Source organism: Hymenobacter daecheongensis DSM 21074, from assembly GCF_900141805.1.
In the GTDB taxonomy this organism is placed as follows: Bacteria; Bacteroidota; Bacteroidia; order Cytophagales; family Hymenobacteraceae; genus Hymenobacter; species Hymenobacter daecheongensis.
Window position 1 is genome coordinate 1 of record NZ_FQYN01000009.1, and the last position, 12831, is coordinate 12831.

Consider the following 12831-nt stretch of genomic DNA (forward strand, 5'->3'; position numbering starts at 1 on the left):
ACTGCCCGCAAGCGTTGGTCTTGCTCGCGGGCTTGGACACGGGCATGGTCATCGCCGATACGAGCTACGACAGCGACGCCAACCGGGCCTACTGCGCCGAAAAGGGCATTGCTGTCGTCATTCCGAATCGGCCCAACCGCTCAGAACCAGTTTCGCTGGACGAAGAATATTACCGCGACCGAAATAAAATTGAGCGCTTTTTTGGTCGAATGAAGCAGTACCGGCGGCTGGCCACCCGCTATGACAAAACCGTCGTTTCCTTTCTCGCCTTTTGGCATGTTGCCGCTGCCATCGACTGGCTCCGGTAATAATTGTCCTCACACTCTAGGAAGCAGTAATGCGCCATGCTCAATCGGCTACGGCACCAGCCCCAGTAGCAGCCCGGCGTAGCGGTGATACACGAAATAAAAGCTCACATCAAACAACAGCAAAAAGCCGCCCTGCAGCCACAGCGAGCGGCCAAAGCCCCGCAGTCGCGCGGGCAGCTTTTCGGTGGTGGCGGCGCGGGCCCGCAGCCAGCTCCCGATGCAGAGGTACGCCACGTCGAGGCCTGCATTCAGCAGCAGTATTTTCTCAAAATTGAACTGCTCCGTGAGGCTTTTGGCCAATGTGAGGCCGGCCACCTGATTGGGGTGCGCCCGCAGCATTCCCACCACGGCCAACACGGCATTCACCATGTTCCAGCCCACGTTCATCTGGTGGAAATAGTGCGCTTCCGAGCGTCTGTCGGTGCGGGCCAGATAGTAGCCGCTGACCACCAGATTCAGCAGCGCCCAGGTGGCCAGCACGGCCATGCCGCGCTCGGCCAGCAGCTCGCGGCCGTGGTTGAGCACCGGCAGCACATCATTGTAAAGCAGCACAGCGGGCATTGAAAGCATTAGGCGAAGAGTAAGAGAAAAACAGGCACAAAAAAAGGAAGCCCGAAGGCTTCCTTTTTCAAGTAAAAACTGCCAGGCTAGCGGGCGAAACCAACGCCTACGTACACCTGAAACAGACTGTTCTTAATGTTATCCAGCGCCTTATTGCCGGTGCTGGCCAGCGACTGCTGATCCTTGATGACATCGGCGAAACCAGCCGTGTAGCGGGCCCCCACGCGGGCCGGACCTACGCGGGCCTCGGCACCAGCCGCAATGCCGTAATCGATGCTGCTGTAGCTGTAGCCATACGAGTTGTTCTCGTTGGCGATTTTGCGCTCCTTGCCGTCTTCGGTCACTTTGGTGAGCAGCGAGAATTGCGGGCCGGCGTGAATACTCACGTTGTCGAGCACGTTGAATACCAGCAGCACCGGCACCTGCACATAGTCGAGGCGGCGCTCTTTCACAGTAGCGGTAGTAGTGCCGCCGGGGTTGGTATAAGTAGAAGTGCCTTTGAAGCCCTGGCGGCTGTAGAGCAGCTCGGGTTGCACGGAGAACTTATCGCTGAAGCCGTACTGGCCATAAACGCCAGCGTGGAAGGCTTTGTAGTTTTCGCCGTTGGTGTAGTTCTTCTTGTTGTCGCCGTACACGTCGGCCAGGTTAAAGCCGCCCTTCACGCCGAAGCCCGTGTTGCGGGAATCGTGGCCGCCGGAGCCGCCGGCGTAATCGGAAGAGGAGCGGGGGCCGATTTTGCCGGCTTCCTGAGCAACTGTGGTAAGGCTGGCCAGCGCCAGGGCGAGGAGTAGGGTGATTTTTTTCATGGGAGCAACGGTTTTTGCAGTCGGGAATACGTCCGCGCCAATAGTGGCGGAATCATGGATCGGTAAGGCGCTATACTTTGCCCCGAAGAGAAAGTTGCACCCAAAGCCCGCGCGCCCAAAAAAAACTTACGCGTGTAAGTCGGAAATAATGCCGCGGCGCGTATCTTTGGCCCTTTCCGGCCGCCACCAGAAGCGTATGATGGGATATTAGCTCAGTTGGTTCAGAGCACTACCTCGACAAGGTAGGGGTCACTGGTTCGAGCCCAGTATGTCCCACATCAGTAATAAAAACAGAAACAGCTGCCCCACGAAGGGCAGCTGTTTCTGTTTTAGTTGTAGCCCAGAATTTGTTTGTTATCGAAATCGTCTGTCATCCTGAGCTTGCGAAGGACCTTACCACGGTAGAACAACAGGCGCAACAACGACTCGTTCTACCGTGATAAGGTCCTTCGCTTTGCTCAGGATGATAGCCTTTTTACAACGTCAACACCTCAGAAAATAACCTGCCAGCGGAAGGCCCAGCGCCAGCGAAGCTCGTACTTTTCAATGCCGGCCTGGGCCAGCATCCGCGTCCAGTCGGGGCGGGTGAAGGCGCGGGCCACGGACAGCGGTGCATCGTTTTGCACCAGGTAGGAGCCGCGAAACAGCCGCGTGAGCCACCGGATGCTGTAGTAAGCCAGCGGGTGCCGGTGCAGGTCGTTGATGATGACCCCGACGCTGGCCTGCGCTTTCAGCTGGCGCAGCATCGCCACCAGCTCCGTCTCGCCGAAATGGTGGCAAAACAGGCTGCACGTGATAATATCGAAGGATTGGCGCTGAAATTCTGCCGAAAAGATATCCTGCTGGCGGAAGCTAATTTCGGGAAACGACCGGGCCTTTTCGGTGGCGTAGGCTACCATAAAGGCGTTGGCATCGAAGCCCACCAGCTCCGTTTTCAGCTGTTTTTGGCGGGCCCAGGCCGCAATGTGTCGGAGCGTGTCGCCGCCGCCGCTGCCCAGATCGGCCAGGCGCAGGGGGCGGCCCGGCGGGAAGGCGGGGCGCAGGCGCGCCAGTGCGTTCAGCACCACGCGGTAGCCGCCCAGCCAGTTGTTGATGGTTTCCAGCTCGTCGAGGTTCTGGCGCAGGGCATTGGAGGCCAGCGTCAGGTCGTCCATCAGCTCCTCCTCGCGGGCGCGCACGCTGAAATCAGGCATACTGCACCTGTAAGAGCATGGCTTCCAGCGTGAGGCCCGGTCCGAAGGCGAAGCTGAGCACCGGCGCGCCGGCATCGGCGGGCGTGAGCGAGGCCAGCAATTCGCGCAGCACAAACAGCACCGTCGCCGACGACATATTGCCGTAGTCGCGCAGTACTTTATAAGCGAAGCGGTTGTCGTCGGTGCTCATACCCAGCTCCTGCTCAATGGTTTCCAGAATTTTTCGCCCCCCCGGATGAATGGCAAACGAATGCACGTCGCGCAACTGCACAGGCAGGTTTTGCAACAGGTCGTCGGTGAGTTTGCGGATGCCGCGCTGGATCATGCGCGGTACATACGACGACAGCGTCATCTCGAAGCCAAAGTCGTTGATATGCCAGGCCATATCGGCGCGGCCATCGGGCTCCAGGCCGCAGTGGAAGGCCGCCAGCGCCAGGCTGGGGCCGCTTTGGGCCGGCGTGGCCTGCACCAGCGCCGCCGCCGAGCCGTCGCCGAACAGGGCATTAGAAACGAGGTGGTCGTCTTCGTGGTTTTTCTGGAAGTGAATGGTACACAGCTCCGTACACACAATCAGCACGCAGGCTTTGGCATCGGCCTGGCAGAAAGCCTCCGCCAGCTTCAGGGCATTGAACGCCGCGTAGCAGCCCATAAAATTCACGCACGTACGCCGGATATTCGGCGAAAGACCCAGCGCCTGCACCAGCTCAATATCCAGGCCCGGCGCATACATACCCGTGCAGCTCACCGTGATAAGGTGCGTGATATCGGCGGCGGTGGTTTCGGGCACCTGCCGCAAGCAATCCTGCGCGGCGGCTACCGAAAGGGGCAGCGCGTGCTCCCGATACACGGCCATACGCTGGCCCACGCCCGGAAAAGGCTCCAGGCCGGGCGTGTTGGGAAAGAAGGTAAAGTCGCCATTGGCACGGCCGTAGTCGGGCAACACTGAGTGGCGGTGGCCGATGCCCGTAACGCGGTAGAGCGCCCGCAGCTTGCGGGTGTTGGCCTCGTCGAATTGCAGCGCTTCGGCCATAAAAGCGGCAATCTGGGGCTGGGCAATGCGGTGGGCGGGGGTGGCAGTGCCGATAGCACAGAGAAAGCTGGTCATTGGGCGCAGTATACGCAATTACCGCGGCGGCGGCTTGCGGTGAAGAGGTACAAAATCAGGATCAGAATACCGGCCCGTGGGTTTGCCGCATCAGGCCGCGCACCACGCCGGGCAAAAAGCGCAGCCCGCTCACGGCGGCCTCGCTCAGAATAGGCCGCCCAAACAGGCCCTGCACGGCCCGCCCCACGCGCAGACGCTGCCCAAACGTGTGCTGCCACTCGCGCCGGTAGGCCGCCTCCAGCTGGGGGCGGCTGCTGCGGCCGTGCAGAAACTCGTGTAGGTGGCGGGCCGCTATTTCGGCCCCGCGAATAGCCATGGCCATGCCATTGCCGCAGAGCGGCGTAATCAGGCCGGCCGCGTCGCCACACATCAGCACATGGTTTTCGACGCAGCTTTTGGGGGCAAAAGAAATTTCGTTGATGACCTCAGGCTGCGGATACAGAAACTCGGCCTGATGCAGAATGTCGCGCAGGTGCGGATTGCGGGCCAGCACCTGGGCCTCCAGCTGCGGAATAGTACCGTGGGCCTTCAGATTCAGGCGTGTGGTGAGGTAGCAGAAGCAGTATTGGTCGGCCTCGATGGCGGAAATGCCCGCGTAGCCGTCGGCGAAGTTGTGCAGGGCAATCAGATCCTGGGGGAAGCCGGGCAGGCGCAGGTGATACTTCACGCCCAGGTAGGGCGAGCGGCGCTGAAAAAACGGACGCTGCAGCTGCCGGTCGAGGTTGGCGCGCTTACCATAGGCCCCCAGCACCGCCCGCGCCAAGAAGGATCGGCCATCAGCCAGCGTTACGCGGTGCCGGCCGCTGGCCTCGTCGAACACCACGTCCGTGACGGTGGCCTGCTGCTCAAATACCACCCCTAAGGCGCTGGCCTGCTGATACAGGAAATAATCGAGCGAGTAGCGGCTGATGCCGAAGCCGCCCAGGTCGAGGGGCGCGGTGAGGGTGCGGCCGGCCGGCGAGCTGAGCAAAAAGCGCGAAATGGCCGCCGGAGCCAGCGCCGCCGGGTCGGCCCCGAGGCGGCGCAAGTAGGGCAGCACCTCGTTGGATACATACTCGCCGCAGACCTTATGGAAGGGGTAGCGCTTGCGCTCCACCAGCAGTACGGCATGGCCGCGCCGCCGCAAATCGAGGGCCGCCGTGAGGCCGCCCAGCCCGCCGCCAATAATGAGAACGTCCAACTTGATTCGGGTAGTAAAAGGGTGAGGGAGAGGAAGTATAGGATTTATTTAAAGCAGTCCAGTTATATTTTGCATCTGTGCTTAGGATTACGTATTATCTTTGCAAACCTAATTGAGTGCCTGCCGTTAACCAATTTATTCGAGCCCGCGCACTACTTCACGCTACAGTACGCTATGATGCAACGCTTACGCCTTTCCCTTTTGCTCTCTTTCCTGTGTCTGGGAGCCTTGTCTACTACCACCCTCACGGCTGCCTCGGCGCAGGTGACGACTGGCCCGCGGACCGCCGCCGCCCGCCCCGCCGATGAAAAGGCCTTTCTGGTATATCCCAATCCCAGCAACGGCATTGTCCATATTACCCTCAATGGCTTCGAGGGTCGCCGCATGGAGCTGCGCATTCTTAATGTCATCGGCACGGTCATCTACCGCGAGACGCTGATGGAGCTGAACGGCCCCAAAACGCTGGACCTCACCAAGTTTGCCAGCGGCCTCTACTACGTGAAGCTGGAAGGTGAGAACGTCAGCGCCATGCGCAAGCTGGTTATTCACTAAGCGCATCCGCCCTTCTGTTTTTTTAAGTGAAAGCAGCCTGCTCGGGCTGCTTTTTCTGTTTTGTAGTAGTGCGGTGAGAAGCTGCTCCGGCCAGCATAAAAAGACGACGCCTCCGGGATGGGAGGCGTCGTCTTTTTATACTGGCAAGTCCGCCTTAGCGGTTGTTGCGTACCCGCACCGGTACCGGCTGCAGGGTTTTTTTCATCGTGCCAAAGGTATTCGTAACCAGCAGCGCAGCGGCTACCAGCAAACCGGAGAAAATGAAAAATGACATGAGAGGGGAATTAGAAACGAGAGAAAACCAGTACGAGCCACCGCAATAGACAGAGTAGGCAGCCGCTTATGGGTTACAGTACTATCAACCTGAAAACGAACGGTTGGGTTTCAGTATAATTATGTTGTTTTCAATAACTGCTGCACCACGTAGCGGGCATCGGCCCCCACGCCGCCCATAAGCGCGGAGCTGCGGCTGTTGAGCCAGGGCAACCCCAGAAAGGCCAGGCCGGGCGCAGCGGTAAGGCCGCGCTGGTGTTGCGGCTCGCCGGCGGCATCGAAGACGGGCACCTCGAGCCAATTGAACGCGGGGCCGTAGCCGGTGGCCCACACCACGGCTTCCAGGGCGGGCGTGGTGGCGTGGCGGCCCTGCAGGGTGGTTTCGGCCGCTACGGCCAGCGCCCGGCCAATGAACTGCACGTTGGGAAACCGGCGCAGGCGGGCCAGGTCGCCGCTTACCACGGGCTCGGGGCGCTGCATCAGCCGCTGGCCCAGGGGTGTGTGCCGCGATATGCGCATGAAGCGCGTGAGGGTCAGAAAGGCCCACATGGCCGTGTTATTGGGCAGGGTCGGGGTTTGCTCATCGTAGGCCACGAACACTGGCCGGCCGGTGGCGGCCAGGTCGGCGGCAATCTGCAGGGCCGAGTTGCCGCTGCCCACCACGGCCACAGGGCCGTGCCCTGGCACCTGCGCCGGCCGCTGGTACTGCTGGCTGTGCAGCTGTTGTACCGTAGAAGAAAGCGCCTGCGCAAAAGCCGGGCGGCGCGGCGCATTGTAAGCACCCGCGCACACAATGACGGTGCGGGCGTGGTACTGCCGGCCGGCCGCCGTGCTTACGGCGTAGCCGCCGGCCCGCGGCGCTACCCGCACCACGCGCTGCTGCAGATGGATGGGAAACTTGAAATGGTCGGCGTAGGCTTGCAGATAGCGGGCGGCTTCGTCTTTGGTGGGGTAGCGGAGCGGGCTGCCGGGCCATTGCAGCCCCGGCAGCCCGCTGGCCCAGGCTGGCGAAAACAGCGTGAGGGCATCGAAGCGGGTGGCCCACACCTCGCCCACGGCCGCCTGCTTATCGAGCACCACGAAGCTAGTGCCGTGCTGCTGCAGGTAGTAGGCGGCGGCTAGTCCGGCCTGCCCGGCCCCAATGACGATGGTATTGACGATAATGGGGGCTGGGCCGGCGGTATCACTCATTTTGTTCTGGAATCTGGGGCCTGCACAACGCGCACTGCCGGGCCGCAAAGAAACCGAAAACGCCCCACTCCCGCAGCCAGAGCCGGGCGGCGGGAGTGGGGCGTTGCGCGGGCCGACAAATACAATCGGCTACACTTTCACTTTTTTGCCGGTGCGGGCGGCTTCGTAGATGGCCATGATGAGCCGGATGTCGCGCAGGCCCTCTTCGCCGGGCGTTTTGGGCGTGGTGTCGTTCAGCACGCATTCGGCCATGTGGTCCAGCTCGGCGGCAAACTGGTTGCCTTCGGCCAGCTTGGGCTTGCGCTGGCCTTCCTTGTCGCCGATGGTCATGGTGGGCTCCTTGTAGTCGGTGGCGGGGTCCAGATCGAGCCAGGCTTTGTCGCCGAATACACGGTAGCGCTTCACCTCGGCGGTGCTGTGGGAACTGGTGCAGGAGGCCAGCGCGCCGCTGGGGAAGCGTAGGGTGAAGTGAATCCGGTCTTCCACTTCCGCAAAGCGAGGGTCGCTCTTGTCGGTAGATTCTACGGCCGTCACTTCCACTGGCTCCTCGCCCGTGAGGTAGCGCGTGGCATTGAGCGAGTAGATGCCGATGTCCATCAAAGAGCCGCCCCCGGCCAGCTTTTTCTGTACCCGCCAGGTGTCGGCTTGTACAGGCCCCTCGCGCAACTTCGCCGTCCGCCTAGGTATAGCGCAACTCGCCGGCTCCCACGCGCAGTGTCACGCCCGGTCCGGCCGTGATGCGGCCGGCTACCTGGGCGGCATAGCCATTGCCGCGCACGCTGGCGGCTACAGCTTCGGCTTGGTCTTCGTCGGTCACGAGAAGCATGCCGTTGCCCATGTTCCAGTAGAGGTAGGCTTCGGTGGGGGTGATGCCGGCCAGCTCGGCCAGCTGCTGCATGGCGGGCAGGGGCTCGAAAAGGTGGTTCAATTCGGCGCCTAAGCCGTTTTTGAGCACACGCTTGAAATTATCGGCAATGCCGCCGCCGGTGATGTGGGCGGCCGCGTGCAGGGGCAGGCCAGCATCCAATACGGCAGCCACGCCGGGCGAGTAGATGAGCGAGGGGGCCAGCATGACATCGCCCCAGGTGACCTCACCCCCCGGCCCCCTCTCCATAGGAGCGGGGGCGCCTGACGACGCAAGTGGGTTGTTCCAAGCGTAGTTGTGGAATGCGGCAGCGTCGGTGCCGGTGTAAGGGGCCGTGTGCCAGGCTTCGCCGAAGGCTTTGGTGAGGGCGCGGCGGGCCAGAGAGTAGCCGTTGGAGCGGAACGAGGGCGAGCGGAGCGCCACCACAGCCTGCCCGGCGCGCACGTTGGCCCCGCTCAGGGGCCGCTCCAGGCTGGGGTGCAGCACGCCCACGGCCGTAGAGCACCAGTTGAAGTTCATTTTCGCGCCGGGGTAGCCGCCGATGCGGTTGCCCAGCTCGGCGATTTCGCCGCCCGTTACGGCCATCTGGCTGAACTGGGCCGCGTCGTGCAGGCCGCGCATCAACTCGTCCACCACCTCGTAGTTGAGGGTGTTGACGTCGATAATGTTGGAGAGGTTGGTGGGCACGAAACCGGCCACTACCAGGTCGTCGGCCACCATGGCAATCAGGTCGTAGCCCAGCGTGTCGTAGCGGTCCATGCGCTCAGCCACCTCAATCTTAGTCCCGATACCATCAGAGCCAATGCCCAGCCGCTCCGCCCCGAAGCGGATTTCGTTGGAGAAGCCCCCGGCCAGGTCCTGGGCCGGCTCGCCGGGCTTGCCGGCGCGGGTGCTAAAGGTTTTCTGCGCCCATTGGTAGGCGTTTTTGGAAGCGGCGTTGCCTTCCTCGATGGAATAGCCGGCGGTGGCTTTGAGGGTGGTATCGGCGGAAGTCTGGCTCATGGCAGGGGCAAATTGAAAAGCCATCCGTCATCCTGAGCTTGCGAAGGATCCTATCAAGTCTGTATACTTACCAAACGGTTTTACACTGACGTGAGAGGATCCTTCGCAAGCTCAGGATGACAGACGGGTTAGATTAATGTTCCGTCGGCTCGGGCGCTTTCGCACTCACCGATGGAATCGTATCGGGGCCTTTTTTATCGCCCCGGTGGCTTTGGCGCTCCTCCTGGATGTGGCGCAGGTACTTGGTCACGTCGCCGGTGGGGTACTGGCCGGTGAAGCAGGCGAAGCAGCTGCCGCCGTGGCCTTTATCCTTGGCAAACAGCTCCTGCAGGTCTTCTACCGACTGGTAGATAACCTTGTCGGCCCCAATGTAGCGGCAGATTTCCTCTTCGGTGTAGTTGGCCGCAATCAGGTCGGTGCTCATGGCCATATCGATGCCGTAGATGCAGGGTGCGATGATGGGCGGGGCGCTGCTGATGAAGTACACTTCCGTGGCCCCGGCCTCGCGCAGAATCTGCACGATGCGCCGCGAGGTGGTGCCGCGCACAATGCTGTCGTCCACCACGGCAATCTTCTTGCCCTCCACAAACTCGCGGATGGGGTTGAGCTTCTTCTTCACGATGTCCTCGCGGCCGGCTTGGCTGCTCACGATGAAGGAGCGGCCCATGTGGTTGTTCTTCACCATAGCCCGGCGGTAGGGCACGCCAATGGCCTCTGCCAGCCCGGAAGCTGCAAAGTATCCCGACGACGGCACGTCAATCACCATGTCCGGCTGAATGCCCGACTCAATCACCTTGCGGGCCAGCATTTTGCCCAAGCGCACACGCTCCCGCGCCACCAGCCGGCCGTGAATGGTGGAATCTTCGCGGGCGAAGTAGATGTGCTCGAACACGCAAAAGGCCTTGGGCAGGTTGTACGGGTTCTTGTAGTGCACCTGGAAGTTCTGGTCGATGAAGATGGCCTGGCCCGGCCCTACATTCTTGATGAACTCGAAGCCCAGGTAATCAAAGCAGGTGCTTTCGGAGGCGAAGGCGTAGATGGGGCCCTTCTCGGTCTGGCGGCGGCCCAGCACCAGCGGCCGGATGCCCAGCGGGTCGGTGAAGGCCAGCAGCCCGTGCCCGGCAATGACGGTGATGGTGGCGTAGGCGCCCTTCACCAGCTCCTGGGTGGTTTCCACGGCGTCGAAAATGTCGATAACGGAGAGGTTGTCGAGGTTTTTCAGGCGCAGCTCCGAGGCGAAGGTGTACATGATCAGCTCCAGGTCGTTGCTGGTTTTGGGCAGCACGTGGTATTTGTCGTGCAGGCGTTTGGCGGCCGAGCGGAAGTTGATGACGTTGCCGTTGTGCACCATCGCCAGCCCAAAGGGGTAGCTGGTCGTGAATGGCTGGGCCAATTCGGCGTCGCCGGAGCCCTGGGTGGTGTAGCGGGCGTGGCCGATGCCAATGTTGCCCTTGAGCTTGCGCAGCTGCTTAGGCCGGAACACGTCGGCAATGAGGCCGTTGCCCTTGCAGAGGTGGAAGTTCTCGTCGAAGGTGGCAATGCCGGCCGCATCCTGGCCGCGGTGCTGAAGCGCGGTGAGGCCAAACACGATATCGTGCGCAACGTAATCGGGACCGTAAAAACCTACTATTCCGCACATGGCGTTTTCAATTAAAAATTGAGAATTAAAAATTAAAAATTGAGCAAGTGAAAACGGCCCGGCAGTGAATCGGCGTGGTCATTTTCAATTTTTAATTCTCAATTTTTAATTCCTTGCGAAGCAAACCGGCCAGCGTTTCGGCATACAGTTGGTGCTCCACGGCCAGGCCGCGGCGCTCCACTTCGGCCAGGGTGTCGGCCCCGCGTAGGTCCACCGGGCGTTGGGCCAGGATGGGGCCGGTGTCGAGGCCTTCGTCCACCAGGTGCACCGTGATTTTGGTTTCGGGCAGGCGGTTGTCAAAGGCCCACTCGTAGGCGTGCAGGCCCTGGTGCTGGTGGGTGTCGGCGGGATGAATGTTGAGGATGCGGCCCGCAAACGCCCGGATGAACGTGGGCGACAGGATGCGCATGTAGCCGGCCAGCACCACGTAATCGGTCTGGTACTGGCGCAGCACTTCCACCACCTCGGCGTCAAACCCGGCCCGCTTCCGGCCCTGGCTGCTGAGGCTGGCCGTGGGGCAGCCCAAGGCGGCGGCCGTTGTTAGGCCGGGCGCGTCGGGCTTGTTGCTGAACACTACGGCTACCTCGGCCAAGCCTTGCAGCACGCCGGTTTGCACGGCATTTACCAATGCCACCATGTTGGAGCCGCGGCCGGAGAGGAGGATGGCCAGACGGGCGACCCCTCCCCCCGGCCCCCTCCCCAAAAGGGAGGGGGTACCAGACGACAGCGCAGTTTGAGCCTTAGCTTCGTCAGAGGCTAACGTAAGCCCCTCCCTTTTGGGGAGGGGTTGGGGAGGGGTTAACGGCGTCTTCTTCACCGCAGTTCACTGAAAATGCCCTCGGGCTCCGGCCGTTGGCCGATGTCGGGGCGGATATAGCGGCCTTCGAACTGCACCTTTTCGGCTTCGCGGTAGACGTGCTGCACGGCGTCTTCCAGTTCCTCGCCGTGGCCGACCAGCACCAGCACCCGGCCGCCGTTGGTGACCAGCTCGCCGGCTTCGGTGCGCCGGGTGGCGCCGTGGAAGGCCAGTATACTGGGGTGCAGTTGGTCGAGGCCGGTGATGGGGAAGCCGGTGGGGAAGCTACTGGCGGGGTAGCCGTCCGAGGCCAGTACCACGCCCACGTAGTGGCCGCGGCGCTGGCGCACCACGGTTTGCTGCAGCTTGCCGTCGAGGGTGGCTTCAATCAGCTCCAGCAGGCTGCTTTCCAGGGCGGGCAGCAGCACTTCGGCTTCCGGATCGCCGAGGCGGGTGTTGTATTCCAGCAGCTTGGGACCCTGAGGCGTGAGCATGATGCCGAAGTACAGAAAGCCGCGAAACTCGAACTGCTCGTTTTGCAGCCCGCGTAGCGTGGGGTCGATGATGTCCTGGCGGATGGCGGACAGGATGTTGTCGTCGCAGAACGGGACGGGGCAGTAGGCGCCCATGCCGCCGGTGTTGGGGCCCTGGTCGTGGGCCAGCAGCTGCTTGTGGTCCTGGGAAGGTGCCAGCAGCCGGATGCGGTTGCCGTCGGTGATGCCGATGATGCTGATTTCGGGGCCGGTGAGCTTTTCTTCGAGCAGGAAGCTGAACCAGCCACTATGGAGGCGGGCTAGGTCGTCGAGAGCGGCGTGGGCTTCTTCCACCGACGAGCACACGTACACGCCCTTGCCGGCGGCCAGCCCGTCGAACTTCACCACTACCTGGCCGTTCAGCTCGGCAGCTTTGGCGCGGGCAGCGTCCATTTTATCACTGCGGAAGGGCCAGGCCTGGGCCGTAGCTACACCGTGGCGACGCATAAAATCCTTGCTCCACACCTTAGAGCTTTCCAGCGTAGCCCCCGCTCGGCCTGGCCCAAACACTCGGATACCGGAGCCCTGGAAGAAATCCGTGACGCCGGCCGCCAGCGGAGCCTCCGGCCCCACTACAATCAGCTGCACGCCTTTTTCCTCACAGAAGGCTTTGATGGCCGGGAAGTCGGTGGCGCTGATTTCAGGGTGGCTGCCGGGGGTGCCGGCGTTGCCGGGCAGCGTGTGCACGGTAGCGCCGTCGCGGGTCAGCTTCCATGCCAGCGCATGTTCGCGGGCCCCGCTGCCGAGGAGAACTATAGATGTTGGGTTCGTCACGGTGTCGTTCTGGTGGTGGACCCCTCCCCCGGCCCCTCCCCAAAAGGGAGGGG

General features: G+C 62.0%; 13 protein-coding genes and 1 tRNA gene. 3 read left to right on the forward strand and 11 right to left on the reverse strand.

The window, feature by feature from the left end; translation table 11 throughout:
• Positions 1-308 (forward strand): transposase (locus BUB62_RS15940; protein WP_143164226.1); only part of this gene is annotated, 308 nt, incomplete at its 5' end.
• Between the two features lie 48 nt (positions 309-356).
• Here BUB62_RS15940 and BUB62_RS15945 read toward each other — a convergent pair.
• Together BUB62_RS15945 and BUB62_RS15950 are read right to left on the reverse strand one after the other, a co-directional pair.
• Positions 357-878: a DUF6992 family protein gene (locus BUB62_RS15945; protein WP_143164227.1), complete on the reverse strand. Its 522-nt coding sequence runs from the start codon at positions 876-878 to the stop codon at positions 357-359.
• Between the two features lie 77 nt (positions 879-955).
• Positions 956-1675: a porin family protein gene (locus tag BUB62_RS15950; protein WP_073111810.1), complete on the reverse strand. Its 720-nt coding sequence runs from the start codon at positions 1673-1675 to the stop codon at positions 956-958.
• A 201-nt stretch (positions 1676-1876) separates the two neighbouring features.
• Between BUB62_RS15950 and BUB62_RS15955 the strand changes: the two genes are divergently transcribed.
• Positions 1877-1951 (forward strand) — tRNA-Val (locus BUB62_RS15955).
• A 215-nt stretch (positions 1952-2166) separates the two neighbouring features.
• On the opposite strand, the gene BUB62_RS15960 is transcribed toward BUB62_RS15955, so the two are convergent.
• From BUB62_RS15960 to BUB62_RS15970, 3 genes are all read right to left on the reverse strand, one after another.
• A complete protein-coding gene (locus BUB62_RS15960) occupies positions 2167-2868 on the reverse strand; it encodes a methyltransferase domain-containing protein (RefSeq protein ID WP_073111812.1) in 702 nt (233 codons plus the stop codon).
• Positions 2861-3973, reverse strand: a complete 1113-nt coding sequence (locus tag BUB62_RS15965; RefSeq protein WP_073111814.1) for a type III polyketide synthase — start codon at positions 3971-3973, stop codon at positions 2861-2863. The genes BUB62_RS15960 and BUB62_RS15965 overlap by 8 nt, the downstream gene beginning before the upstream one ends.
• Before the next feature lie 61 nt (positions 3974-4034).
• Positions 4035-5153, reverse strand: coding sequence for an NAD(P)/FAD-dependent oxidoreductase (locus BUB62_RS15970; RefSeq protein ID WP_073111816.1), 1119 nt, complete (start codon positions 5151-5153; stop codon positions 4035-4037).
• Positions 5154-5381: 228 nt separating this feature from the next.
• Between BUB62_RS15970 and BUB62_RS19385 the strand changes: the two genes are divergently transcribed.
• Positions 5382-5705: a T9SS type A sorting domain-containing protein gene (locus BUB62_RS19385; protein ID WP_073111818.1), complete on the forward strand. Its 324-nt coding sequence runs from the start codon at positions 5382-5384 to the stop codon at positions 5703-5705.
• A gap of 393 nt (positions 5706-6098) precedes the next feature.
• Here the strand turns inward: BUB62_RS19385 and BUB62_RS15980 are convergent, their stop codons facing one another.
• The 6 genes from BUB62_RS15980 to purD form a co-directional block, all read right to left on the reverse strand.
• Complete coding sequence (locus BUB62_RS15980; protein WP_073111820.1) at positions 6099-7169, reverse strand: flavin-containing monooxygenase; 1071 nt, start codon at positions 7167-7169, stop codon at positions 6099-6101.
• 129 nt (positions 7170-7298) lie between these two features.
• Entirely contained in the window at positions 7299-7835 is a 537-nt protein-coding gene (locus BUB62_RS15985) for a Gfo/Idh/MocA family protein (protein ID WP_234988782.1), read from the reverse strand.
• A 13-nt stretch (positions 7836-7848) separates the two neighbouring features.
• Positions 7849-9036 carry an AIR synthase-related protein gene (locus BUB62_RS15990; RefSeq protein WP_073111822.1) on the reverse strand — a complete coding sequence of 396 codons (1188 nt, stop codon included), beginning with the start codon at positions 9034-9036 and terminating at the stop codon, positions 7849-7851.
• A 133-nt stretch (positions 9037-9169) separates the two neighbouring features.
• Entirely contained in the window at positions 9170-10675 is a 1506-nt protein-coding gene (gene purF / locus BUB62_RS15995) for an amidophosphoribosyltransferase (RefSeq protein WP_073111824.1), read from the reverse strand.
• 91 nt (positions 10676-10766) lie between these two features.
• The gene (gene purN / locus BUB62_RS16000; RefSeq protein WP_262490516.1) at positions 10767-11492 is read right to left on the reverse strand and encodes a phosphoribosylglycinamide formyltransferase; all 726 of its coding nucleotides are present in this window, start codon (positions 11490-11492) and stop codon (positions 10767-10769) included.
• A complete protein-coding gene (gene purD / locus BUB62_RS16005; RefSeq protein WP_073111828.1) occupies positions 11489-12778 on the reverse strand; it encodes a phosphoribosylamine--glycine ligase in 1290 nt (429 codons plus the stop codon). Before purD ends, purN begins: the two co-directional genes overlap by 4 nt.
• Positions 12779-12831: the final 53 nt, after the last annotated feature.